Annotated in this window: 26 protein-coding genes and 2 pseudogenes; 10 read left to right on the forward strand and 18 right to left on the reverse strand. The window is 62.8% G+C overall.

The window, feature by feature from the left end:
* Positions 1–113: 113 nt before the first annotated feature.
* The 4 genes and pseudogenes from G9E11_RS01710 (at position 114) to G9E11_RS01725 (ending at position 3,666) form a co-directional block, all read left to right on the forward strand.
* Positions 114–1,260, forward strand: a pseudogene (locus G9E11_RS01710) (Gfo/Idh/MocA family protein).
* Positions 1,260–2,474, forward strand: a pseudogene (locus tag G9E11_RS01715) (dihydrodipicolinate synthase family protein). Before G9E11_RS01710 ends, G9E11_RS01715 begins: the two co-directional pseudogenes overlap by 1 nt.
* On the forward strand, positions 2,471–3,178 hold the full coding sequence (locus tag G9E11_RS01720; protein ID WP_190602389.1) for a sugar phosphate isomerase/epimerase family protein: 708 nt from the start codon (positions 2,471–2,473) through the stop codon (positions 3,176–3,178). The pseudogene G9E11_RS01715 and the gene G9E11_RS01720 overlap by 4 nt, the downstream one beginning before the upstream one ends.
* Before the next feature lie 56 nt (positions 3,179–3,234).
* Positions 3,235–3,666, forward strand: coding sequence for an SRPBCC family protein (locus G9E11_RS01725; RefSeq protein WP_190602391.1), 432 nt, complete (start codon positions 3,235–3,237; stop codon positions 3,664–3,666).
* A 23-nt stretch (positions 3,667–3,689) separates the two neighbouring features.
* Here the strand turns inward: G9E11_RS01725 and G9E11_RS01730 are convergent, their stop codons facing one another.
* The gene (locus G9E11_RS01730; protein WP_190602392.1) at positions 3,690–4,181 is read right to left on the reverse strand and encodes a LapA family protein; all 492 of its coding nucleotides are present in this window, start codon (positions 4,179–4,181) and stop codon (positions 3,690–3,692) included.
* A 442-nt stretch (positions 4,182–4,623) separates the two neighbouring features.
* Here G9E11_RS01730 and G9E11_RS01735 point away from each other — a divergent pair, with 442 nt between their 5' ends.
* Positions 4,624–5,469: a metallophosphoesterase family protein gene (locus tag G9E11_RS01735; RefSeq protein WP_246468637.1), complete on the forward strand. Its 846-nt coding sequence runs from the start codon at positions 4,624–4,626 to the stop codon at positions 5,467–5,469.
* A gap of 495 nt (positions 5,470–5,964) precedes the next feature.
* Here G9E11_RS01735 and G9E11_RS01740 read toward each other — a convergent pair whose 3' ends face one another.
* Positions 5,965–6,162, reverse strand: a complete 198-nt coding sequence (locus G9E11_RS01740) for a helix-turn-helix domain-containing protein (protein WP_190602396.1) — start codon at positions 6,160–6,162, stop codon at positions 5,965–5,967.
* A 26-nt stretch (positions 6,163–6,188) separates the two neighbouring features.
* On the opposite strand from G9E11_RS01740, the gene G9E11_RS01745 reads away from it, so the two are divergent.
* Positions 6,189–6,425 (forward strand): helix-turn-helix domain-containing protein, encoded by a 237-nt coding sequence (locus G9E11_RS01745; protein ID WP_190602398.1) that lies wholly within the window; start codon positions 6,189–6,191, stop codon positions 6,423–6,425.
* A gap of 566 nt (positions 6,426–6,991) precedes the next feature.
* Here G9E11_RS01745 and G9E11_RS01750 read toward each other — a convergent pair.
* Complete coding sequence (locus G9E11_RS01750; protein ID WP_190602401.1) at positions 6,992–7,276, reverse strand: helix-turn-helix transcriptional regulator; 285 nt, start codon at positions 7,274–7,276, stop codon at positions 6,992–6,994.
* 525 nt (positions 7,277–7,801) lie between these two features.
* Between G9E11_RS01750 and G9E11_RS01755 the strand changes: the two genes are divergently transcribed.
* On the forward strand, positions 7,802–7,966 hold the full coding sequence (locus G9E11_RS01755; protein ID WP_311764297.1) for a DUF6221 family protein: 165 nt from the start codon (positions 7,802–7,804) through the stop codon (positions 7,964–7,966).
* Between the two features lie 80 nt (positions 7,967–8,046).
* Here the strand turns inward: G9E11_RS01755 and G9E11_RS01760 are convergent, their stop codons facing one another.
* The 3 genes from G9E11_RS01760 to G9E11_RS01770 all read right to left on the reverse strand — a co-directional run bounded on the left by G9E11_RS01760 (position 8,047) and on the right by G9E11_RS01770 (position 9,435).
* Positions 8,047–8,451: a type II toxin-antitoxin system VapC family toxin gene (locus G9E11_RS01760; RefSeq protein ID WP_190602404.1), complete on the reverse strand. Its 405-nt coding sequence runs from the start codon at positions 8,449–8,451 to the stop codon at positions 8,047–8,049.
* 253 nt (positions 8,452–8,704) lie between these two features.
* Positions 8,705–9,034: a hypothetical protein gene (locus G9E11_RS01765; RefSeq protein ID WP_190602406.1), complete on the reverse strand. Its 330-nt coding sequence runs from the start codon at positions 9,032–9,034 to the stop codon at positions 8,705–8,707.
* Positions 9,035–9,078: 44 nt separating this feature from the next.
* On the reverse strand, positions 9,079–9,435 hold the full coding sequence (locus tag G9E11_RS01770) for a hypothetical protein (protein WP_190602408.1): 357 nt from the start codon (positions 9,433–9,435) through the stop codon (positions 9,079–9,081).
* 728 nt (positions 9,436–10,163) lie between these two features.
* Here G9E11_RS01770 and G9E11_RS01775 point away from each other — a divergent pair.
* The 3 genes from G9E11_RS01775 (at position 10,164) to G9E11_RS01785 (ending at position 11,038) form a co-directional block, all read left to right on the forward strand.
* A complete protein-coding gene (locus tag G9E11_RS01775) occupies positions 10,164–10,307 on the forward strand; it encodes a hypothetical protein (RefSeq protein WP_190602410.1) in 144 nt (47 codons plus the stop codon).
* 2 nt (positions 10,308–10,309) lie between these two features.
* Positions 10,310–10,591 (forward strand): hypothetical protein, encoded by a 282-nt coding sequence (locus tag G9E11_RS01780; protein ID WP_190602412.1) that lies wholly within the window; start codon positions 10,310–10,312, stop codon positions 10,589–10,591.
* A 108-nt stretch (positions 10,592–10,699) separates the two neighbouring features.
* Positions 10,700–11,038: a hypothetical protein gene (locus tag G9E11_RS01785; protein ID WP_190602413.1), complete on the forward strand. Its 339-nt coding sequence runs from the start codon at positions 10,700–10,702 to the stop codon at positions 11,036–11,038.
* Positions 11,039–11,245: 207 nt separating this feature from the next.
* Here G9E11_RS01785 and G9E11_RS01790 read toward each other — a convergent pair whose 3' ends face one another.
* From G9E11_RS01790 to G9E11_RS01845, 12 genes are all read right to left on the reverse strand, one after another.
* Positions 11,246–11,689: a hypothetical protein gene (locus G9E11_RS01790; RefSeq protein ID WP_190602415.1), complete on the reverse strand. Its 444-nt coding sequence runs from the start codon at positions 11,687–11,689 to the stop codon at positions 11,246–11,248.
* A 246-nt stretch (positions 11,690–11,935) separates the two neighbouring features.
* Positions 11,936–13,387, reverse strand: coding sequence for an alpha/beta hydrolase (locus G9E11_RS01795; RefSeq protein WP_190602417.1), 1,452 nt, complete (start codon positions 13,385–13,387; stop codon positions 11,936–11,938).
* Positions 13,387–13,998, reverse strand: coding sequence for a hypothetical protein (locus G9E11_RS01800; protein WP_190602419.1), 612 nt, complete (start codon positions 13,996–13,998; stop codon positions 13,387–13,389). The genes G9E11_RS01795 and G9E11_RS01800 overlap by 1 nt, the downstream gene beginning before the upstream one ends.
* Positions 13,999–14,062: 64 nt before the next feature.
* Complete coding sequence (locus G9E11_RS01805) at positions 14,063–14,410, reverse strand: hypothetical protein (protein ID WP_190602421.1); 348 nt, start codon at positions 14,408–14,410, stop codon at positions 14,063–14,065.
* Entirely contained in the window at positions 14,410–15,390 is a 981-nt protein-coding gene (locus G9E11_RS01810; protein WP_190602423.1) for a M23 family metallopeptidase, read from the reverse strand. Before G9E11_RS01810 ends, G9E11_RS01805 begins: the two co-directional genes overlap by 1 nt.
* On the reverse strand, positions 15,387–15,734 hold the full coding sequence (locus G9E11_RS01815; RefSeq protein WP_190602424.1) for a putative phage holin: 348 nt from the start codon (positions 15,732–15,734) through the stop codon (positions 15,387–15,389). The genes G9E11_RS01810 and G9E11_RS01815 overlap by 4 nt, the downstream gene beginning before the upstream one ends.
* Entirely contained in the window at positions 15,731–15,889 is a 159-nt protein-coding gene (locus G9E11_RS01820) for a DUF7620 family protein (RefSeq protein WP_190602426.1), read from the reverse strand. Before G9E11_RS01820 ends, G9E11_RS01815 begins: the two co-directional genes overlap by 4 nt.
* 41 nt (positions 15,890–15,930) lie before the next feature.
* Positions 15,931–16,206, reverse strand: coding sequence for a hypothetical protein (locus G9E11_RS01825; RefSeq protein WP_190602429.1), 276 nt, complete (start codon positions 16,204–16,206; stop codon positions 15,931–15,933).
* An 8-nt stretch (positions 16,207–16,214) separates the two neighbouring features.
* Complete coding sequence (locus G9E11_RS01830) at positions 16,215–17,186, reverse strand: hypothetical protein (protein ID WP_190602430.1); 972 nt, start codon at positions 17,184–17,186, stop codon at positions 16,215–16,217.
* On the reverse strand, positions 17,186–18,292 hold the full coding sequence (locus tag G9E11_RS01835; RefSeq protein WP_190602433.1) for a Gp37-like protein: 1,107 nt from the start codon (positions 18,290–18,292) through the stop codon (positions 17,186–17,188). The genes G9E11_RS01830 and G9E11_RS01835 overlap by 1 nt, the downstream gene beginning before the upstream one ends.
* Positions 18,292–19,071 carry a hypothetical protein gene (locus tag G9E11_RS01840; protein WP_190602435.1) on the reverse strand — a complete coding sequence of 260 codons (780 nt, stop codon included), beginning with the start codon at positions 19,069–19,071 and terminating at the stop codon, positions 18,292–18,294. Before G9E11_RS01840 ends, G9E11_RS01835 begins: the two co-directional genes overlap by 1 nt.
* A gap of 210 nt (positions 19,072–19,281) precedes the next feature.
* Positions 19,282–24,303, reverse strand: a complete 5,022-nt coding sequence (locus G9E11_RS01845; RefSeq protein ID WP_190602438.1) for a peptidoglycan DD-metalloendopeptidase family protein — start codon at positions 24,301–24,303, stop codon at positions 19,282–19,284.
* Positions 24,304–24,323: the final 20 nt, after the last annotated feature.

The following is a 24,323-nucleotide window of genomic DNA, read 5'->3' on the forward strand; positions in this document are numbered from 1 at the left end:
CTATCGCAGTTATAAAACGCCGGAAAGCGCTTGCCATGTGCCCGTGAGTTCTGCACTATAGAAGCAGCGGGAATGCGCTTTCCCGGTCCATCACCACGAATGAATGAGGACTCGTGGGCTTCGAAACAAAGACGATCCGTATCGCCATGAACGGCATTACCGGCCGAATAGGCTACCGCCAGCACCTGCTGCGCTCCATCCTCCCCATTCGTGATGCAGGCGGCTTCACCCTGGAGGACGGCAACAAGGTCCAGATCGAGCCGATCCTCGTCGGCCGCAACGAAGCGAAGGTCCGTGAACTGGCCGAGCTTCACAAAATTTCGGAGTGGACCACCGACCTTGACGGCGTGATAAACGACCCCACTGTCGACGTCGTCTTCGACGCCTCCATGACCAGCCTGCGGGCCGCAACCCTGAAGAAGGCCATGCAGGCCGGCAAGCATATCTTCACCGAGAAGCCGATGGCGGAAACCCTCGAGGAGGCCATCGAGCTGGCCCGCATCGGCAAGGAAGCCGGGGTCACCGCCGGTGTCGTGCACGACAAGCTCTACCTGCCCGGCCTGGTCAAGCTCCGCCGCCTCGTTGACGAAGGGTTCTTCGGCCGGATCCTGTCCATCCGCGGAGAATTCGGCTACTGGGTCTTCGAGGGCGACGTGCAGGCCGCCCAGCGCCCGTCCTGGAACTACCGCAAGGAGGACGGCGGCGGAATGACCACGGACATGTTCTGCCACTGGAACTACGTCCTGGAAGGCGTCATCGGCAAGACCGCCACCCACATCCCGGCGCGGTGGGACGAGGCCGGCAAGGAATACAAGGCAACGGCAGACGACGCCTCCTATGGCATCTTCGAGCTGCAAACCCCAGGCGGGGACGACGTCATCGGCCAGATCAACTCCTCGTGGGCCGTCCGGGTCTACCGTGACGAGCTGGTCGAGTTAAGGTGGAAGGCACGCACGGATCTGCCGTCGCCGGCCTGAACAAGTGTGTGGGCAACAGCGGGCCCACACGCCGAAGCCGGTTTGGAACCCGGACCTTCCAGTTACAGAATCCTTCCGCAGCCAGTGGCAGGAAGTCCCCGCCAACGCCGAGCTGGACAACGGCTTCAAGCTGCAGTGGGAAGAGTTCCTGCGGGACGCCGTCGCCGGCCGCGAGCACCGCTTCGGGCTGCTCTCCGCCGCAAGCGGCGTGCAGCTCGCCGAACTCGGTCTGCAGTCCAGCGAGGAACGCCGCACCATCGACATCCCGGAGATCACGTTCTGATGACTTCACTGATCCTTCCCACATCCGACGGCGGGATCCGGGAGTACCGCCTCCGTGCTGCCACCACCTGGGCCAAACCGATGGCGCCGCTGACATCGCGCCGGGCCTATGCTGCCGCCCACGTCATCCCCGAGGTCACCGCAGACAATAACTCCCGGCGCTCCGGCCCGTCTCGACTGGGACGCCACCCTGGCCTATCGGCACGAGCTGTGGTCCTACGGGCTCGGGGTTGCCGACGCGATGGACACCGCCCAGCGCGGCATGGGCCTGGACTGGGCCGCCACGCAGCAGCTGATCAAGCGCACAGGGGCGGAGGCGGCCTCCGTGGTCTCCGCCGGCGGCACGGCCACGGCGGGCATGACCGTCCGCGACCTCGTGTCCTGCGGCGCCGGCACCGACCAGCTGTACCTTGCCACACTGCCGTCCGGCGCTGCTGGGCTGCAGGCTGTCCTGACCGCCTACCGTGAGCAGGTCGCCGTCGTCAGCGAGGCCGGAGCCAAGGTGATCCTCATGGCCTCCAGGGCGCTGGCCCAGGTGGCGTCCGGTCCCGAGGATTACCTGAAGGTTTACTCCACGCTGCTCCAGGAATCCGACCAGCCCGTCATCCTGCACTGGCTCGGCATTGTGTTCGATCCCGCGCTGGCCGGTTACTGGGGCTCGGACAGCATCTCCGTCGCCACGGAGACGTTCCTCTCCCTCATCCGCGGGAACGCGGACAAGGTGGACGGCGTCAAGGTCTCCCTCCTGGATGCCTCGCACGAAGTCGCGCTGCGGGCGGCGCTCCCCGAGGGCATCCGCCTCTACACGGGTGACGACTTCAACTACCCCGAGCTGATCGACGGTGACGGCACCCTCCACTCGGATGCCCTGCTGGGAATCTTTGCGGCAATCTATCCCGCTGCGTCCGCGGCGCTGCAAAGCTACGACGCCGGAGATGCCGCCAAAGCGCGTGCCATCCTGGACTCCACCCGCGAATTGGGCAAGCACATCTTCAGTGCCCCCACGTTCTACTACAAGACCGGAATCGCCTTCCTGTCCTGGCTCAACGGCAAGCAGCCCGGATTCCAGATGGTCGGCGGCCTGCACTCGGGCCGTTCCGTGGTGCCCTCGCGAAGACCTTCGAACTGGCCGACGAAGCCGGGCTGCTGAAGGACCCCGGCCTCGCAGCGTTCCGGATGTCCGATTTCCTTCGCATTAACGGAGTGGGAGTATGACCTTCAATTCAGAACCGTCCCCCTTTTCACGGCTTTCCCTCAACAGCGCCACCACCAAGAAGTGGACGCTCGCCGAGGCTGTTGACGGCTGCGCCCGTGCAGGCATCCCCACCATCGGGCCCTGGCGGGACATCGTCGTTGCTCTCGATACCCGAGAGCTGTTCCTCGTGGTCGGGGGACTGACTCCGGGGGAGAAGGACGGCGTGGCGGCCCGCCAGCGCGTGGCTGACCGGCTTGAAGACCTCGTCCCATTCGCCGTCGAACACGGCGTACGGCTGGTGCTGGAACCCCTGCACCCGATGTACGCCGCCGACCGCGCGCTCATCTCCACGCTGGGGCAGGCGCTGGACCTGGCGGCGCCGTACGACGCCCGGGCGGTGGGGGTCGCCGTCGACACCTTCCACATCTGGTGGGATCCGGAACTGAAAGCGCAGATCGAGCGTGCCGGCCGGGAGAACCGGATCGCCTCATACCAGGTGTGTGACTTCAACCCTCCGATCGCCGCGGACGCGCTGCTTTCCCGCGGCATGATGGGCGACGGCGTGATTGACTTCGCGACGATCGGCACCTGGGTCCGGGACGCCGGGTACACAGGCGACATCGAGGTGGAGATATTCAATCAGGAGATCTGGGACGCAGACGGCGACGACGTCCTGGCGAGGATGAAGGACCGCTATGCGGAACTGGTGCAACCCTTTGCCTGAACCTGCCCTTACTTCGGTGGGCGTCCGCGGGTAGGGTGGCGCCAGGAGGCGAAGCAATGGACAAACAAAGCAGGGACGCCGAGGCGAGCGTTGTTGTCGCTGCTCAGCCGGAGCGGGTGTGGAAGGCGCTGACGGATCCGGCCGACGTCAAGGAATACTTTCTCGGCACGAACGTCACATCCACCTGGCGGGAAGGTGAGCCTGTGACGTTCGAGGGGGAGTGGCAGGGCAAGTCCTACCAGGACAAGGGGACCGTGCTGGAAGTCCGCCCCAACGAACTCCTGCGCATCACCCACTACAGCCCCTTGTCGGGCCTGCCCGACGAGCCGGACAGCTACCACAGCGTGGAATACGGCCTGGAGCCCGTGGCGGAGGGCACCCGGGTCAGCATTACCCAGGGCAACAACAAGAGTGATGACGAAGCCGCGGAGTCTGAGAAACTTTGGGGCATGGTGCTTGGCAACCTCAAGGAGTACCTGGAGGACTGACCGCGCCGGTGGCGGCTTGCGGCTTACCGGTTCCGGCCAGCCTGCACCCTGCGACGGTGGGCAGCAGCGCGCAACTGGATGATCCGGGCTGCGCCCGCCATGGCTACGAGGACACCTCCGCCTACTGCCGCGATGAAGAGGGACATCCCGAGCGACACCGCGCCTTCAAGGCCGAAGAACTTCACCTGGACGAGTTCCTGGTTCTGCAGGATGAAGATGATCAGCAGCACCAGTACCACCAGCGCCGAGGCCACCGCCGCCCAGATCATACCGGCGCGCGTCACCTGCCGTTCCGGCTCCGCCAGGCCGGGGCGCGGTGATGCGGCTCCGTCGTAGCCCGGGATCGCGGCCGTGCCAGGATGGCGGGCCGCCGCGCCGGTACCCGCCGTGCCGGTACCCGCTGCGGCCGGTGCAGGGTCAAGGGGCTCTGCGGCACCTGGCTGGCCTGGCGCCGGGCTCGCTGGCCGGGGCGTTTCCGGATCGGCCGGGTTTCCGCCCGGCTGGCTTTGCTGCATGCGGATGTTCCTTTCCTGACGGTTGGTCCAGGCTGACCGGCCTATGCATATCGCCGGCGCCCAGTCCGATCATAGGCACAGTCGGGCCGTATTAGTAAGCATGCTTGCAATATGCCCCCCGGGCGATCGGATCGTTTACTCATATGAGCTCCCGCCAAGCGTCATGGGGTGTTCTACACTCGGAGGTAGACATGCGGGGCGTACTTGTCCGAGGTAGTACACGGCCGCCCCGAAGGGAGGAGTACCCCCGATGCGCCGCAACCGTGTTATCGCTGGAGCGACCGCTTTCCTCTTGGCCGTCACTGGCCTTTGGGCTGCGTCCCTCGCTATCGGCGGTGGGGAGGTGCCGCAACCAAGGACGACTCTCAGTCCGGGTTCGGTACCGTCCCCCAACAAGCCCAGGGTCCCGGCGCCGGATGTTCGGATCGCTGCTGTCGGTGACATGAACGGCGTCAGGAACATTGAGCCCAATAGCCCGTCCGGCCGGAACGGTGCGGCGATCACCCGGCTCGTGCAGAAAAACCAGATTGACGCGTTCCTGGGGCTCGGGGACTTCCAGTACGACACCCCGCGGTGCGCTGACTACGTGAAGTACTGGACGCGGCTGTGGGGTGGCGCCAAGCCCAAGTTATACTGGGTGTCCGCCCCCAACCACGACTGGCAACCAGGCCGCAACGAAGACCTCGACAACTTCATGAATGGCCAATGCCCGGGTGCCCCGGCGAAGGCTGCGATCAACCGGCAGCGCGGATTCATCGGGAACGGGGATCCGTACTCGAAGGACTTCGGGAACTGGCACTTCGCGTTCCTGTCCTCCGCGCACTGGCGGTACAACCCCGCGAAGGCCCAGGCGTTGACGAGATGGCTGGACAGCGACCTCGCTGCTGCCAAGGCGGCGGGCAAGTACCTGGCAGTCGTCTACCACGAACCGTACTTCACATCGAACACCGGCGAACATAAGCGGGCCGCCGACCACAAGCCGTGGATCGACGTGATGTATAAGCACCGTGTCCGTCTGACCCTGTCAGGGTCACAGCACAACTACGAACGCTCATGTCCGGTGAACAACAGGGACCAGTGCGTCAGTGACGGGATGACAGCGTTCCAGGTATCCACGGGAGGGATCGGACTCCGCTCCTTCACGAGCAGTCCGTCGTTCATCGTGAAGCGGTTCAGCAACACTCACGGTTTCCTTCGGATGACACTCCGGGATAACGGGTCTTTCAGCTGGAACTTCGTTCCAACGTCGGGCCCGGGCAAGGATGCGGGTACGCGTTCCGCGCCGTAGTAAAAGCCACCGCCGCATCTCCCAGAAGCGGTCCTGACTGGCGTTTGCGCAGTTCAGGACCGCTCTTGGCCGTGCCCCAGGAGGGAATCGAACCCCCGACCGGCGGATTAGGGGATGCTGGTTATTGTCATCATTCGTCCTTAGCCAACATCCGCCAGTTTCCAAGGAATACGAGGGATTGTGCGCCCATTCCATTTCGAGACTGGTCGTTGATATTCGTTGTTTCCGGTGGGTAAGCGGTGGGTGGCTGGGCTTATGCGAAAGGATCATGTTCCGGTTCGGTCCACCACTCATCAGCCTTGTCCTTCCGCTGCCGCACCCACTTTACGAGGGCCTTGATGTCATCCTCGTGCAGCATGATCCGTCGTCGGCTGAGTCTGGTGTGAATGCCTGAGATCCGGCAGTAGTGTCGAAGCTGAGACTTCGACATGCCAAGTTCCGGGGCGACTTCCTCCGGCGTACGGAAAATGGGTACCGGTGCCGGCCTCTCCCTGGTCACCGGATGCCCCCTGGCGGTTCGGCCGGCAGGGCGTCCAGCCAAGCAGCTAGATCCTCGTGGCGGATGACGCCCTTACTGTTGGCGTAGCGGGCGGCGAGGTTGCCATCCGCCACCGCCTGCTTCAATGTCCTTACGCTGTATCCCGACTGCTCCGCAGCTTCATCGAAGGTATACGCGAGCTTCTGTATTGTCATGTTTCGATCCTAGATACGCTCTCCAGATGAACGAACTGAAAATGCTGACGGCTGCAGAGATGGCTGCCCGGCTGAACGTATCTACTGACACGGTTCGGCGCATGTGCCACGCCGGCAAATGGCCTCACAGCAAGATCGGCAGGCTCTTCAGATTCACTGAAGGGCACTACCAAGCCATCATCGCAACGCCACAACCCCCGGAACCGTGGACAAAAGAGCGGCGGGACAACATAGCAAGGATGCTGCGTCAACTGTCGAAGTAGTAGTAGAGCTCGAAGTCCTATGCAGACATTGGCAGTTGTTGCGGGCGGCGGAATCCCGCAGGATTCCGGGCTGTTTGCAGTTGATCGCAGTTGTCAGTCCGCAAAAAGTCCGCAGGAGGTCCACAAAACGGCCATCCTGATCAGCTGAATGCTTTCCCATCAGGTCGTAATACCAGCCCTGCCGGCCGGGACGCCCGCCTGAGTAGCCGAGTGCAATTGCCAGGGAAAGACAGGTACTGAGTACTGATGTCCTGGTCTCCACCTGTCACTTAGGTTTAGCCATGGGCGGAGACCAAGAGGACCGTGGAAGTGCCGATATTCCTCTACCTGTCGTGATGGGCTCTCAAGGGATGCCGCCAGCGGCACTGTTCGGCTTCGAAGACGGTGTGGCATGGGTGGCCGATGACGTGTTCGTGACTCGGCTTACTGGCGGGATCCTTCTCGTCGAGCGATGGGATGGACGGAGTGTGACGTCAGCCGTTCTCCGCCCGGACAACGAAGGTTTCCTCCGTGAACTGTGGGTGGCGCTCAATGCAGTTGCAATGAACGGGACGCCCGAATAGACGTCAAGAAAGCGGCCGTTCCCTGAGGCCGTTCCTAAGGTTGTACGCCCGGTTCCTGGCCTTCTGCCTCTCCGTCCCGATCCGTGTGCTCCTGGCCCCCATAACAGGTGGAGGTACAGGGGTCTTGCGGGACATTGCCTTGATAGCTTCGATGTCTCCACGACTGAATCGGATGTCGGTCGGGGTGATCCTGAGATGCGGCCACCCTGAGACGCGAGCATAGATGGTGCTCGGCGACAGCTTGAACATTTCCGCCACTTCCTTGACGGTGAAGACCTCGTCGTCCATGGGCCCTGATCTTAGCGTTTATGCCCCCGTCGCACTGGGGCCAAAAAATAAGCAACCTCCGCAGCTGGGGGGCAATTGCGGACGTTGCCACTGATAACGCTACCCAGCTCTCAGTTAGACACTCAACGTGATAAGCCTGCTGGTTCATCAGCCTGTCGTATCATCCGGTTACCGTCGCCGTAACGGGTCTCGATGTATCTATGGCTTCGGTAGGTGGCCCCGCTCCTGTCTGGGGGAATGAGCGGGCTACCGATTTATTGTCTACAAACGGAACGGGTTGCTCTCCTGGCTCTGCCCACGTTGCTTTGTCCTTCAATGATGTCCATGCCTTATCCTGCCACCGAGTTGCGCCGACCAGACATCCCCTGCGCCCTGGGGATGGTTCGGGGAAGCAGGAACGCCTCAGCGCTCTAATTTTCTGCGAACGAACAGGCTGTACTTGACGCGTACGTAGACCACGCGCCTGGGTACCTCGCCTGCAAACTCGAAGACCGGCTCTACATCGCTTAGTTCAACCCCGGCCGGATCCTTGCTGAATGCGTGGCCAAACGGCAGATGCTGGCCAACATCCCGCTCGTTACTGATATCGGCAGCGATGTTGGCGGAACCAGCGAATTCGTCCTCATGTGCATGGCCTCGCCGTACAGGGACCACCCCGACTACCCGGAAGGCTGGGCAATCGAGCTTTGAGAGCCCAAGGATCTACGCCCGAATCGGGAAGAACAGCGGGTTGGCCGCCGCCGACGCGCTTGGTTGAGAGACGGGCCCGCCTAGGGAACGAGCATGAAGTAAGGAGTTGAATCCGTCACAACGTTTCGCAGCAGATTATCCATCGATGCCACGCGATTCGTTCCATTCGCTTCTGCCGAAACCAACACGGAAGCGTCCACGCCACCTAGTTTGGAACCTAGGTACTTCTCCACGACTGTGCAAATTTGGGTCCAGTCTGCCCCGCGGTAGTACGGCAGGATCTCGCCGTCCCGTATGAGTTGCAGGAACTTGAGCTCCGCGGCCGGTCCGATTTCACGGTCGATGAAGTGGCAGATTTCGGCGATAGTCAGGACCGGAAGAACAATCGGGCGAGGCAGCGACTCAACGAGGGCCGCGCAGCGTTCGTGATCGTCATCAGTGTCGACTAACGCTGCCACCATGACGTTCGTGTCGACGATCGTCATTTGTGCATTCATGTCTTGTCCCGGTTCATGGACAGTGAGGACAGATCGGTCCGATCAGTAAACTCCGAAAGGGCCCCGACGATCGTTGAACGCCGTCGACGGGCAGCCGGCGTGGCGCTGGCGGACGCACCACGTATGGAGATTCCGGGTGAATCCTGCAGTTTCGCCGGCGAAATGGCCGAACCCGCTATCGAGGCATCGGCGTCGTCCGTGTGAATCGGCGTAGTCGTAGAGCCTGCGACCTTTGGAGACGTCATGATGCAATGCCGCTTCTGAACTTGTTGAGGAACTCAGCGGGTCCGGCGAACCCCACCAACGTGAAACGGCAGTCGATGAAGTGGCATGACTCCAGTTCGATCGCACCTAGGACGGACCCGCGGCTCTGCGGGATCTCCCAGAGGATCGCGTCCAGATCGCCATCGAAGGTGCAGCCCTGCAGTGTGCCGTCACCTCCGGTCATGACGACCACCGCCGGGCCCATGATAAGGCAGTTCTCAAACGTTATGCCGGATATCTTTTGGTCGGTGACGGTGAGATCCGACAGGCGTACCACTTCGCGTTCGATTCTCGGCGGGATTCTCATGCGCTTGATCTTCTCACAGGGCAGCTACTTGGGCAGCCATCAACTTATTCGGGCAGGAAGCCCGGCAGCCGCTTAGCCCACCGCACGTGTCGCAGGTCCTCGGGGCAGGCGTGAAACTCGATGATGTCCCACTCGGAATCCGTCAGCGGCCTAACGTTGGCCGTCGGCAACCATGCTGCATGGAAGTGGCCTTCGTCGTCAGCCCACCGCACGTGGACCTGCTCGGCACTCCACCGGGACGCCTCGCCGTAAACCTGCGCGCTCCCGCCGTCGGACAGTGGCACAGCGGCCTCCACTCGCGGCCAATGCGGGTACTCCCACGACTTGATCAGATGGAGGCGCACAGGACCGGCCGGCGCCAGGTAGTCGTACGTGACGCCGTCTTGCGTGAACGTGGGCATAGGCCCAATATAGTGACCCCGTCTGATCCCGCCGGACAGCATCCTCGCCACCGCGGCCGCATCCACTTTCACCATGCTCCGCACCATACGTGCTAGGGCGGACAACACAAGAGAGCCCCGCGCCACCCTAGGGGCAGCGCGGGGCTATATTGATCCGGGAGTTACGTTCAGCGAGTTTGTGCGTATGCGCTCCCCACGTTCTCGTACCACTCGCACCATGCCGCGGAAGGACGAGTCAACGTCCTCATCCACGGTCCATAAACGGTCCGCCCAGTTGAACCCAATTTCACCCAGTTGATGCAGAAAATTGCCACCCGAAACTCCCCGCTGCCGTTGAAACAGTAGGTCGAGCGACTATTGCCAGTGCCGCTGATTGGACAATTCCATGGTGCGGCGCTGGCCGGCGCAGCGGATGTTACCAGTCCCCCCAGGCCTAAAGCCAGCGCGAGAGCCCCCGCTGCGATACGCTTTCGGCCCTGTGCAGCTAACGAAATTTTCATGATGCGCCTTCCGTGACTCGTTGGTCCACGAAAGCTACACAGCAAAAAACTAGCAATCAATGCCCTGACCTGAAACGTCATCAGTTTTAGTGACAAGCACCTGGTCAAAGCCAGTTTTTGAGTTAGGTCTGGCTGTCACTTCGGATAAATGAGAGGTAGTGCGTCGTTGGAGTAACTTCAATCGCGAGCCACGCGTCACTCTGCGGCAGGCGGCGGTAGAGTGCTCAAGTGAAACTCGTCGGCGTCATACCCACCAAAGAAACCAGCACCATCGAAGTCGAAGCAGCCTCCTACCAGGAAGGTCTGGCCGCGCTCGAAGCGAAGATCCCCGAGGGCTACCAGCTCCTGTCGATCCGCACGGAGAAGGGCTGAACGTGGCTGTAAAGAATCCGAAGAAGTCATCCGCTCTTGAAAAGACTCTGGTCCTGACACTCACAGGTGTCGCCGTCTTCGCTATCGCAGTCACCCCGAACGGGCATTGGCCCGCTGCATGGGGCAACTTTTTCGGGGCAATGGCCGTAGCCATCGGCGGCCTTCTTGCCGCTCTGGACGCATATGATGTCGTGTCCCACGAAACCCGCCCAGCATCATGGGCGTTCATAGTCGTCGGTGGGTTCGCCATCGCCGGCGCCTCCCTGCAGATGGCACTGGCCTAAGGCGCGTCGTGGACCATCTCATTCGGGAAATCGCTGGCGCTGCCTGACGTGTGCGCTGCCGTTCAATCCGAAAATGGGAAAACGACTGGCTCAAAGTATAAGAACTGGGTGCGCGCTTACCTGCAGCAGGACTACCCGAAGCTGGATCCTGACGAGCTTTATCAGCTGCGCTGCAGCTTCTTGCATCAGGGGACGTCCTCTACAGTCAAGTACAAGCGGATCATCTTCGCCCCTCCAAACTCTTCTGTTCGCGTCCATAACAATGAGGTGGACGACGCGCTCATCCTTGATATGCCCATGTTCACTCGGGATGTAATCTCAGCGGTCCGCTCTTGGCAGGAGAAGGTCAGCGGGACAGGGAACTACGCCCGGAACATCGAGATGGTCATGCGCTGGCACCGCGGCGGCTTTGGAAGCTACATCGTAGGCGGCGACGTCCTGACATAAGAGTGACTATGCCCCGGGCCGTACCAGGCCGACTGGGAGGGGCTGTGGCGGGGGCATCTACTCGCGGATACAGAAGAACCCCGCGGCACGAGTCAATGCGCGGGGTCCTTCTGGTGGTTCGACATCTCCATGCTCTGGGGGAATAAGGAGTTGCTTCACCCAACATATAGACAGCAGGCTTACTTTCACAAATCGGGGTAGCGGTAGTCAGCCCCGGACTTGAAAGTTTCCATTGATTATGTCGTCGCTGCCATGCTTGGCCGGGCAGAATTGGCGGGTAGCGACGAGCCGGCGGACGTCTGCCCTGTCCGGAACGCCTGTCTGTTCGCCGTCTGTGATCGTGATGAAAAAGAACTGTCCGTTGTCGAGCTGTCCGGACACGCCCGCGTTATCCCCTTCTACGCTCAGGCAATCGACGGTACCGTGCACCGCCGGCTCTCCTGGGAATTTGATGGTGACGTTGCCGGTGCCCTCCTCCTCGGGGGCGTCAGCGGGCTTATGGGCACTTACTGTTACATGCACTGTCCCCTCTGACCGGAACACTAGGGTGCCGGCCCCGGTGACGCTGACGTTGGGTGGGGCGCCTATGGAGGGTGCCGCCAAGGTGAGGATGGCGCTGGTGAGCAGGGTGGCGACTAATGGCTTGTTCATGTTGGTCTCCTGGGCATGGCTGGGGGTAATGCGGTGCCCCTGCGGGGTGCTTGGCTGCCCGAGAAACGGGGCGAGCGGATTCCAGAGAATTCCAAGTGTAGGACTGCGTTTAGGGAGCCACAAGGGGCCCCACAATGACTCGTCAAGGACACGTTCCCGGTTCAGGTGGGGCCACGAAAAGGCCCCCGCACTGACCCCGGAGGGGCGATGCGGGGGCTTCGTTTCAGGTGGGGAACTTAACCGGTCTTATGCGTACCGGTCGAAGAATGCGACGATCGACGCTCCGGGGTACTGGGTCGTGTCGTTGTGTTCCCCCGAGGCCGTTATGACTGTCGTATCGGTGATCCCATTCAGGGCCGTCACGAATGCGTCCGTGTTTGCTGCCTTGGTGACAATCGTGTCGCCGGGGGATGCAATGATCAGCATCGGAATGCCCTCGAAGTCGGTCGGTTTCAGCAGTGGGTCAGACCCAGCAGTCTTTGCCGCGTAGTTCGACCCATCCGAGGCGACGCCGTAGGCGGTCCGCACTTCGGCCGGCCAGCCCTGCGCCGCATTTGCGTAGGCGTAGGCCAGCGAGCATATCGGGGACGATGCCACGAAAGCCCTGACGCCTGGGATGCGGGGGTCACGTGCGCTGTTGAGGCCACCTAGGCCGCCCATGCTGATTGCGTAGATCGACACGGAACTGACGTTGTAGTGGTCCCTGACGTACTTGTACAGCGCCGCTTGGGAGTCCACGAGGGAGGGGTTGCCGAACTCGAAACCTACAGGGGTGCCCACGGTGCTGGCGACGATGTACCCGGCATCATGTAGGGCGTTGATGACGTTCCTCGTGGGGCCATCAGCGTAAGGCTGGCTCTCGTTTGCGCCGTGGCTGTGGCTGAACAGAATGAGTGGTGAAGGTACGCGGTGATCGTAGTTTCGCGGAAGAGCGATCCGTGCCCCGTAGTTTCCGTTACCGAGCGTCGGGGTGGTTGTCCAGTGCACGGTCCGTTGCTGCCCTTCGATTCCCATGCGGGGCGCGAGTGTGGCGATTTCCTTGCGCGCCCCGATAGCACCGATGTAGTTGGTTGTGTCCCCTGCCGTTGCGCTGTTGAACACAAAGAGGTTTCCGACTTTTTTGTTGGATGGGATGGAGCTTCGAAGCCATTGAGCGGCGAAGTCCGCACCACCATCTGATCGTACGGCCACCACGCTTATGGTTGCGTTGTCTACGGTGATGGTCACCGTATAGGTGAACGCGGCTCCGGGGGTGTTGAGTAGTACTTCGGTTCCGCCCGCACCAGCACCCCATTTGTAGATGCCTGTTCCGGTGAAGCTGAGTCCTACGGCGTTCGTTGCGCCGCTTGTGGCGGCGGCTCCTGGCGCGTCGAAGCTGACTCCGACAATCATTCTGCCGCCACCAGCGATGCCTGTTCCGTTGAAAGTCACTGAGGTCACGGCGCGCATTTTTTCGGGGTCTTTGAGGGCGAAGGCGTGGTTTGCACCGGAGTTTGCGGCTTGCCCGTTGCCCTGCACTACGCCGTTGTTTACGACGCCGAATGCGCTAGGAGACCATGCGGCGGTGTCGGCCCATGTTTCGGTAAATGTTGCGCCGTCTGACATTGCGGCGGCGGCGCGGGCGGCAGAGCGTTCCCTGTGACCTTTTGAGCGGTCCAGCAGCAGGTTCCTCAGTGTGGATTCTTTTGCGATAGCCATTAGAGTTCAACTCCGTCAAGGTAGAGGGTTACGCCGCCAGTTGCATCAACTTCGGCTGTGACAAAGGTGGCATTTAGTGCCCCTCGCGTGTCACTGCTCGGGTTCTCGATGGCCTGCTTGATCGCCGTGTCTGTGGGCAGCACGTTGGCGCCGTCGTTGCCCTTGTCGCCCTTGTCGCCCTTCGGGCCTATAACGGGTCCAGCGTCGACGGTTGTCTCGTCGGCTTTTTTCAGGATCAACCGACCGGAGCCGTTCACCGCCGCCTGGGTCACGACGGTCGACGCCGCGGCGTTGGCTCCCGCTTCGGCGTTCTCAGCCGCGGCCTTGGCATCGACGGCAACCTGCTTCATACCCTCGTACGAGGTAAAGAATCCGGTGTACCCGCCGCCGGCCCATGCGACACGATCAAGCGTGGCGTGCATGAACGCTGGGCCGTAGCCCAGCGCGTTCACCTGCACCGGGTTCGGCAGGGGCGAACCGCTGGTGTCGGTGATAACCAGCGGCGTCTTGGTTTCGTCGCCGGGTTCGAAGATGAGGATGGAAGCGTTGGACGCAACGAGTGACGGGATGTTCGGGTCCCGTGCCTCGATGTGATCGAACGTAAAGGCCACGAGGGCGCTCCTTTACTTGGGCATGAAAAAAGCGCCCTCGCAGGCGCTTCGTGGACTTGGGGGGTCAGGCTTCGTGCTTGCCCTGCTTGGTCAGCGCAGTTTTCGCTTCAATGGCAGGGGCAACGCCGGTCGGTTTCCACAGGTTCTTGTACGCGGTGGCGCCCGTGACGAAAACGACGAGGATGGCTGTCACAAGCCCGGCGGCGTTGAAGATTCCGTTCAACCAGGCTGTCACCGCCGATACGGCGAGGTAGAACACGAACGCCACCACAGACTGGCGGCGAGCCGACCAACCCGACTGCTGAATGATCGAGATGACCAGCGGCGAGAAGAACCCGACGGCCAGCAGCCAGAGCGCTACCGGGCCCAGACCAACCAGTAGGGCGACTGCTCCAGGAGTGAGAGCATCCATCAGACAGCATCCTTTCCTGCGAGCCGGGCTGCGAGCGCGTCAACGACCTGCTGCGCGAGGTCGTCCGGGATCTGCGCCGCCAGCTGGTCTGCGTCAGTGTTCTCGAGGATCTGGGCAACTGCCGGTTCCACGTTGGCGACCTTGGTGAAGATGTTGGCGAGCTCCTGCAGGGCGGGGATCTTCTTCCCAGCCCGGGAGATCGTGGTTGCCCACACGCGGGCTGCGGTGGCCCGGATGTCGACCTGGTTCTGAGTCGCGATCCGTTTGACTTCGGCGATGGTGTCCCGGGCGGTGCGGATGTCGCCCTGGTTGTTGGCGGCCAGCTTCCACAGTGGCGCGGCCAGTTGGTCCTTGGTCGGGGCGCCGCCGTACAGCGCCATATTGAAGTGGTTCTTGAGTGCTTCGACGTCAGCTGCGGACATGGAGTCCTCCTCGTTGATGGTGCCGCTTTGGGGCGCGATTGCCGCGCCACCCTTGCCGGCGTAGTCGGGGTTGAGGTTCCCGTAGAGGTACGGGGTGGGGTCAATACGGCCGCGCATGCGGTCGTTCAGGTTGTAGCCGTTCATCAGCAACATGCCGAGGTGAAGGTGGGGCGCCGTGGCCGCCCCGGTATGCCCCGACCGGCCGATGACTTGGCCCTTGCTGACGGACTGCCCTTCCTTCACCAGCCACGCGGACAGGTGCAAGTACTCGGTCTGCACTCCGTAGTCCGGATGCTCCACGAGGATGGCGTTACCGCCGCCGGAAAGGATCGGGTGCCAGAGACCAGCGTCCCCGGCGAACGTCACTATGCCGTCCGCGACGGATTCGACCGGGTCCCCGTCGAAGCATCCGTAGTCGATGCCGTTGTGCCCGTCCCAGCCGATCGAGTGGTAGAAGCCGCCGGGGTAGTCCACGACGCCGTCCCCGTTCCAGTCATCGAACTCGGCCAGGTAAGCCTGCGTGACAGGCCGGGACGTGGGGAGGGTGAATCCCGTCATTTCGTCAAGCCTCCCGTTTGTAAAGGCTCGGAAACCTTGGTGGGGTCTACCGGCTGTGGAGTTTCGTGGGCTGCGCGCCAGTACCGGAGCTGTTTGGAAATGATGGTGTAGCCGTTCCATGCGATCGCGAGTGCAACCAGGCCCAGGACGCTCTCTTCGACCCATTGCGGCATCTGCCCGACGAGCTCTTCCACGAGGAAGTGCCCGGCTAAGACAGCGAGGGCAGCGAAAAGGATGAAGTACGCCTTCCCGGCGCGAGTCGTCCACCAAGGGGCGACGATGCTGTACGCGCCCAGAGTGAAGACTGTGAGCACGAAGATCGTGAAGGTGAGGATTCCGGTCATTGCTTGCTCCAGTTGAGGTTTTCGAGGGACTGCCCGAAGTGGTTTCGTTGCCGGATCTGCCGCAGGGTCTCGGCCAGGGTGATCGCCTCAGCGTGGCGCTCGTTAGCGCTTTCCAGCTGGCGTGCGGCCTGCTCGCGGGCGTGTAGTGCCTCCACGTGGGCGGGAGGCGGAGATTTTCGGTTCCACCAGCTGCGCCTCATGAGTCCACCCCCGCCTTGTCCTGGATGGTGGTCATGACCTTTTCGACGGTCTTGCCAGTGCCTTCCACAAGGATGTGGATCGTTTCCGCCTGCCTGTCGATAGTCGTCTGCTTCGTGTCCGCGACGTCCCGCCAGTACTTGGTCGTCTCTTGTTCAGCGCGCAGTCTGCCGATGGGTACGATTCGCTCGAAGAAGAGCAGCAGAACGAGCATGATGTACAGCCCGACAGGGGTAAGTGTTTCCATGGCAGGGATGGGGAATCCATCGATCATCGTCGCCCCTATCCCTGCTGGTAGTACGTCAGGTTCAGGCTGAACTGTGCGTTCCGCTTGATCGTGATCGGATCCGCTGTGGCCATGATCGACACAACACCAGTGGAGGGGTTCAGGTGCACCCCGATGGGGACGTTGTTCCCGCCGCCGACCAGCCATCCCGGGACGTACTTGGATGTGGAGGGGCCCCGCGCCGCGATGGGCAGCGACACCTGAGTCGGGGACATCGGAGTGAGGTCCATATTGGTCAGTGGGGTGTCGGGGCCGGTCCGCTTGAAGTTCAGGTCCACCGTGATCTGCCGTGTCACGCCGAACCATTTCGCGGTGATCAGCCCAGTTGTTTCCCAGTTCGTCAGAACGTTCGGGGAGTACGAGAAAGTTTCGTCCGCGGTCCGCCACTCCGGCACATCGTTGGCGCCCAGCATGCGCACCCAATCCGTGGCACCAATACGGATGCGCGTTCCGAGAGCGTTCAGGTATGTGCGCACCAGATCTTCGTCGGCATAGAAGCCGCCGCCGTCGCCAACCCATGTTCGGAGATCGATGAACCCGATCGGCGCCGAGGTGCCGCCCTGCCATTGCACTAGGCAGATTGGCTGGTCATCCTCAACCCCGGGGCCGATCTTCCGGGCAGGAGAACCGGGGATAGTAGGAGCGGCGCCGACCTGAATGACCTCGAGTGTGGACGGGCCGCCAAGTGCCGGCTGCCAGTTTCGGCGCACCACGATCAGATCCCAGCGGACAGTGTTTGTGCCGGACAGCGTCTGGCATTGCACCACCTGATCCACGTCCGCAGTGTCCGTGACACCATGTCCCCAAGCGCGACCGGCCTTCACGAGGACGGCGAAGGGGATCGACGGGTGCGCGGTGACCTTGAAGTCCGTCGGCCCGTAAACGCCGTAGGTTGGTGCGCCGGCTCGGTTCTTCGCCTGGTCAGACTCGGTCACGAAACCGTCGTAAAACTTGCTGGTCAAAGCCATCAGTAGGCCTTCCTATCTGCGTTGTCGCGCTGCAAAGCGCGGAGCCTTTTGGCCAGAAGCGTGTCCGTGTCATCGGCCCGCTCGCCGACTACTGGTGTGGCGACGTCTCCGCCGCCGTCCCAAGACAGGCGCACCTCGCGCAATACGTCCGTGAAGAATTGGCCGCGGATTTCAGCTGTGACCCGGTCGCCGACCCGGAGCCCTTGGCCTCCGTATCGGAAGTGGTCCGTCTCGGTAAGCTCCAGCGAGAGACCAGCCAGCGGCGCGCCCTCAGCGAGGGTCTCGGCGGCTCGGTCCGCATAGACGTCGCCCGTAGACGAGTCCCGGGCATCTTGGAAGACCTCGATAATGTCGTTCCACTCGGCTTCCCGGGCGACATCAGAGAATCCCTTGAAGGTGCGCGCCACACCCTCGCCCTGGCCGCCGACAACTACGCGGGTTGCGGTCGGTGCTGCTAGGGAGTACGTGCCGCCGATTACCGTGCCGGCGTCCGGCGAAAGACGGTGCGGGTACTCGCGAACGGCATAGCAGTCCAGCAGCAGTCCAGCGCCTTCCTGCCGAACAGTCACTCCAATCCCCGCCTGATCGACGGCTGGGAACAGCCGGTCGTAGGCAGGGTGGAAGCGGAACGTGCAGTTGACAGTGGAGCCTCGACCTTGGTCAGGGGCGATGGCCAGCGGGTAACCGAGCCGTGCTGCGTTCTCGGCCATGACTGTCTTCACGACAGTCTCGGCCGGGCCTGTTATCGTTCGATACTCGACGTTCTGTCCCGTCAAGGCCGCCGCCGGCTTGGGCCACGCCCGCCAGTTGTTCAGGATCCGGAAATCGTCCTCAACGCTGAACGTCAGGGACGCTGTATCCATGAATGGTCCGTTGACCAGCCGCACCGGCCCCGTCATCTGGAGCGCCCCATGCCGGTAGATCATGACCCGGGCGCCGGGTTGGCGTAGGTCGGCAGCCCGGACGTGGTCCGCGTCGAGGGCAAATGTCGCGTTGGACTTCACGTTGTGCCGCACAACGGGCTTCACTTCGCCCGGCCGGCCAACCCACCCTTTGAAGTCCCAACCTCTGTAGACGAGGATCTCGTAGGGAATTTCGGAGGTCACTACCATGCCCTCCTGTACTTGTTCTGGATCGCGGCGATAACGGTGCCCGATCCGGTCATCGCGATGCTCACAGGGCGGTCCTGGCCGCGGGGGATAGCGCCGAACTGCGACGCCGGGTCAAGCTCAGAGGTCCGGTCAATGGGCGAGAGCATGACCCTGTTGACGCTGTCCCATTCGCCGTACCAGAGAACCCGGTTACTGGTCGGGTCAGAGTCCAGCTGCACCGCGTACCCTTCTGGAATTTCGAACGGCACCGTGATGCTCTTGCCGTCCACGCCGAAGGACACGGCCGTCGTCTGCCCGATCACGGTCCACGCCGGATAGGAAGCGACGTCGCCGTCGTTCGTGAACGTCGCCGTCCCGAGCGAACCACCAGGCGACAGATAGTAGATAGCGTCGTCCGGGTACCCGTAGGTAATGCGGTCCTCGGCCGTGATGTAGTAGGGCCGCATCTCGCCCTGACCCCAGGACTTCGTAACCGTCTCTCCCAGCCAGTACGGTTTGTCGGCCAGCAGGTTGATGCCGTACCTCGCCCAGCCGCGCTGCACGAAGTCGTGCGTCAGCTCGTCGTCCGCACCGCTCAGGCGGAGCGGGAGTGTCCGCCGTGCACCATCCGGCAAGACAGCGGTCCACGTGCCTTCCAAGTCAGGGTCAAGGCTCTTCCAGAACGCCCGGTCCCGGGCCATGAAGTCCGTCGAGCCCTGATCCGAGTACAGGTACAAAGGCCAGAACGCCGTCCGGTCCTTCACCGCCGTGCCGAGGTGACGTGATCCCGGCACGGCCGGCGAGGAACTAGACTGCCGATCAAACTCTGGCAGCAGCAGACCTCGCACGCCCGGCCGGAGAAACAGCCCGGTGGAGGGTCTTGTCAGTTCCCACTCGCTCCCGTCCCAGCCCCTCCACAGCAGTTCAATGCCGCGCCATGGAGGGGTTGGGGGAGCCGGAGGTACATATGGCAGTGCAAAGGCGAAATTCGCCACACAGACCTCCTATATTCCGAAGGCAGCGAACGTGTCGCGCCGCTTCGTCTCGATACGGTTTGCTACTTCGTTGGGGTCCCATCCGACGTTGCCGTGGAAGTTGATGTCTCCACGGCCGCCGGCGCCGTTGGATCGCTCAAGCGCGAGCGTGCGAACATCGGCCCACTGCTGCGGGTTGAGGATCGCCTCAGGCTTGCCGGTCCGGTTGACGACCTGCGAGATGCCGGGAGGCAGGATGCCGCCCAGGTCGTACAGGGCCGGGTCGTGGGCAGGCTCAGGGGCACCGGTCGCGGAACCGAATCCGAGCTTGCCTTTCACCCAGTCCACGACGTTGCCGAACAGCTTCTTGCCGAAGCCGGTCACGGCATCGATCATGAAACCGGCTGCAGGGAACGCGCCCTTGATCTGGCCGACGATCTTGTCGCCTAGCCCGGTGAGCATGCCGAGCGGATCGAACCCGCCGCTGTCCTTACCGGACGGCTGGGCCGCCCCGGACAGGTAGGTGTACGGGTTGATGTCGTTCGGCCACCCGCCGTTGAAGGTGCCGAAGTGCAGGTGCGGGCCAGAGCTGAAACCGGTGTTGCCGGAATTTGCGATCTGCTGCCCGGCACGGACCATCTGGCCGACCTTCACAGCCATCGACGACAAGTGAGCGAACCACGTCTGGATGCCCGAAGCACCATCGATGTGGACCTCATTGCCACCCCACACGCCCGGCGCCTGGACACCGGGCCCGGACCAACTAACCCGGCCCGGCTCAGTGGCGAACACCGGAGTGCCAACCGAAGCCGCAAAGTCAACGCCCTTGTGGATGCGGTTGTAACCCTGCGTCTGGACCATGCTCCGCAGCGGGTTGAGGATGCCACCCTTCGCGAAGCCCTCGCCGAACGCGGCCCGCGCCTCACGCATTGACCGGCCCGCTACAGCAGCCTTGTTCATCGCGTACAGGCGAGCCCGCTCGAAGGGGTCACGCATGACCTCCGAGACGTACACGCCCTCACCGCGACGCATCGGCACCAGCTGGTCATCACCATTCCGCCAGGACGACTGCCCCGGCAGGATGCCGCCACGAGCGAAGCCGAGCTCCTTGTTGTGGATCGTCGGCAGGTGGTCGATTCCTGGCAGAATGTCAGCGATCTTGTTGAAGCCGCCGATGAGGCCTTCGTTGATGATTTTGTCCATAACGAAAACCACGGGGGCCTTGGCGATCGCCCGGATCTTGTCCCAGTGGGTCTTGATGAACTCAACGCCCTTTTTGAAGGCGTCCGGGATCGTCTTGAAGATCACATCGTGGAGCGCGTCGAACACGGGCTTGAGGATGTGATCCCAGACCCACTTGATAGCGGACCCGATCCCGTCGAAGGCTGGCTTGATGATCGTCTTCCACAGCCACGTGAAGACCGGCCCCAGCGTGTTTTTGAAGATGCTGTGCCAGACATCAAAGGTTGGCTTCAGGATGTTCAGCCAGACCCAACTGATAGCCGCGCCGATACCATCAAAGGCCGGCTTGATGGCGTTCTTCCAAAGCCATGTGAATGCTGGCGCGATGACGTACCGGATGACCGATACGAGCAGCTGGAAGATGCCACGGATGACCAGCCAAGCAGCGCTGAACGCGGTCACGATCCCGTTCCAGACTGGCTTGATGATGTTCTGGTAGAGCCACGTGAACACGGCGCCCACGACGGCGAAGACCTTCTGAATGATCGGCATTGCAACGGTCTGGAACCATGTCACCACGGCATTTATCGCGACCTGAATTCCTGCCCAGACGTTCGCGATGATGTCCTTGCCCAGCTGCGTCTGGGTGAAGAACCAGACCAGCCCGGCCACCACAGCAGCAATAGCAGCCACGATGAGGAACACCGGGAACGCGGACGTTGCAGCGTTCAGGAGCCACTGGGCAGCGGCAGCGATGTCCGCCCTCGCCGCCCAAAGAGCCATCGCAGCCTGCGCAAAGCCCAGCACGGAGGACATCCCCGCGAGGACCAGATTGGCGGCGATGATCCCGCCGATCAGCAGCCCCAGGATGACAGGGCTGCCAGCGATCGCGGAAAGCATCGGCTGAAGGAACGAGATCACCCCGGCGAGCCCACCAGCGAAGCCAGTCAGGAGCTCCACCAGGCTGGGGCCGATCTCGGCAACGATCGGAGCGATCGAAGTCAGCAGATCACCAAAAGCCCCAGTCAGGCCCGGCAGGAGCGGCGCTACGGCCTCAGCCCCGCGCTGCAGACCCTCCATGAAGGTCACCAGCCCGGCGCCGAACTGCGGGTTCGACAGAGCAGTGAAGACGCCGCCGATGAGGGTACCGGCGATCTGCCCGCCGAGCTCCAAGAACCGAGACATGGCAGGGGCGCCCCGGACGAACGCGTCAGCGATCGGACCAAGAGCCTTCAACAGGCCATCCGCGCCAGTCTGAGCCCCGGAGAAGAGCGTCGCCATCGTGGTCTGGAAAACCGGGCCCTTCATGGCCGCATCGATGTCCCGTAGCCCGGCAGCGAGCCCGGACAACGTGGACACAGCTCCGCCAGCAGTAGCCGCATCATTCATCGACTGGAAGATCCCGACAACGGACTTGCCGATGGACCACAGATCCTTCAGCGACTGGATGCCGCCATCGATCCACGCCTTCAAGCTGCCGTCAGCCGCGCTCTTCTGGACGATGTCGTTGAACCACTTGGCCACGTCCGCCACCAGCTGCGCCAGGCGGGGCATGTAGTCCATGCCGACGACGCCAAGCGTGGTGAACGCCTCCACTACCGGAGTGATGGCCGTGTTCAGGATGCCCGTAGTATCGGCAACGCCCTTCAACAGCGACTCCAGGACGCCGTTACCGAGCGAAGACTGCACTGCGCCCATGAAGATCCGGGCGCCGGCGCCCAGTTGGGAGGCGATTGCTCCCACGCCGGTTGCCAGCTGCGGCATGATCGTGTTGGCCAGTCCCAGCAGGGGCGCGGCGAACCCGGTGAAGAAGTTCTCCTGCGCGATTTTCCGGATACCGCTCAGCATGTCCTTCACGGTCAGCAGGGCCCGGACAGACTCCTGCGCGGCAGGGGTCAGTGCCGCCATAGCAGCGGCTGACTTAGCACCGCCCTGCTCAGCCTGGTCGGCCTGCTGCATCTGAACCCGTTCAAGGTTCCGGTGAGCCTGCTCGACGGCCCGGGCAGAGTCCTTCTGAGCCCGCGTTGCCTCTTCGGTAGCGTCCTTGATCGACTGCTCAGCGTCCGCCACGCGGCGGGCGCCGTCCTCGGCGACCTTGGCAGCCTCCTGGTGAGCCTTCTTCTGATCCTGCACCGCGTCGGCGATAGCCTGCTGCGCGTCAGCGATCTGCCGAGCGCCGTCCTTTTGCTGTTTGATCGCCTCAGCCTGAGCCTGCTTGCGATCGTAGATCGCATCAGCCTCGGACTGCCGGGCCTTCGCGAGCTTTTCCTCGGCGGCACGAACAGCGTCGTTACCAGCCTTCGCCTCAGCCTGGGCAGACTTCTGCTCGTCACGGAGGTCCATCACGGCGGACTTGGCCTGCTGGTCAGCTGCCGCGGCCTTGGCCATGTTGTTTTCGAGCTGGGCCAGCTGCAGCTGCCCGGCCTTCGGGTCGGCCTTGGCTTTGTTGTAGGCATCCGTGGCGCGCTGGAGCGCGAGTGCCGAGTCTGTGGCCTTCAGGTTGGCGTCGCGGAGCTTCGTGCCCACCTCAGCCACGCGGGCGGCGGCCTTCTCGCGGGCCTCGACCAAAGCCTTCTGGGCGGCCACTACATCCTTGGCCGCTTCGGCTTCCCTGCGCTCCGCCATTTCAACGGCACGGGCAGCACGCTCCTGCGCCTCCGCCACATTCTCCGTCACGTCCTGCAGGGACCGCTTCGCGTCGGTCACTCGCCGGGCGGCTGCGACCTGCGCCTCCGCCGCTGACTCTTCAGCTTCCTTCACTGCGCGGATAGTGTCCTGCAGGGACTGCTTCGCAGCGGCCACTCGGCGGGCAGCGCTCTCCTGCGCCTGCGCAGCGTTCTCTTCAGCGACGGTGATCGCCATCATCGCGTCTTCGACGGCCATTGCCTGGAGCCGGGGATTGATGGTCGATACAGCACCTGCGGCGTCAACAGCCGATTTCAGAGCTTCCCCGACGCCAGCAAAAGCCGTCACCAGCACGCCAGCGCCCGCGCCCACGGCCATCAGCCCAGCCGGGAGTAGGGCAGCTACGCCTGCGAGGGAGGACAGCGAAGCAGCGAAAGTGATCGCATTACCGGAGGCTGACAGGAGCGAAGCGCCAGCAGCGCCTGCCGCTGGAGCGAGCATGGACAGCATTCCGGTGATCCGGAGGAACCCGGAAGCGAAGGCTTGGCCGCTGTCGGCGCCCTTCTTGGCCGCGTCGGTGGCCAGCTGCGACAGGTCGAGACGGATCCGGTCGCTGTCGCGGCGCATGTTGACGACCATCCCGGCGAGCGGGCTGTCACCACCGAATGCGTTGCGCAGCATCGTCCCGAGTCGGCCGGTCTTGCGCTCGGTGTTCTCCGATTCGTCCCCGAGACGCTTCATGTGCGTCTCAAGATCAGCCGACGCCTTGCCGGCCCTCTCGTGCGCCGCGCCGAGATCAGTCGTGGTCTTAGCGAGGTTCCGCTCGGCCGTCTCGCGACGAGTGGTGGCCTCGGCCGCCCGGGAACGGGTGACGTTGAGCTTTTCCTCGGCCGCAGCGATCTGCGACGCCTTCGCGTTCGAGTTCTCCCGGACCTCCGCCAGCTTCAGTTCAGCAACGCGCAGGTCGCCGAGAGCCTTGGACTCAGCCGAGGATGCCGTGGCAACCTTCGCCTTCGACGCCGCGACCGAATCCTCAGCCTGGCTGACAGCCTTACCGAGCCGACCCACCTCAGCTTCAAGCCCCGCCGTCTCGGCTGCGAAGCCGGACTTCACGCCCTTACCCATGCGGGAGCCAGCCTCGCGGCCTACCTTGTCAGCAGCCGGGCCAAACTCTTTCGAGATCGTCCTCTGCGTTCCCGAGAAGATGGGCTTCACAAGGACTTCGGCGATGCCGACTACAGGCATGGGGTACCTCGAATCTCTAT

Origin of the sequence: Arthrobacter ipis, from assembly GCF_014694315.1 — a bacterium.
Lineage (GTDB): Bacteria > Actinomycetota > Actinomycetes > Actinomycetales > Micrococcaceae > Arthrobacter > Arthrobacter ipis.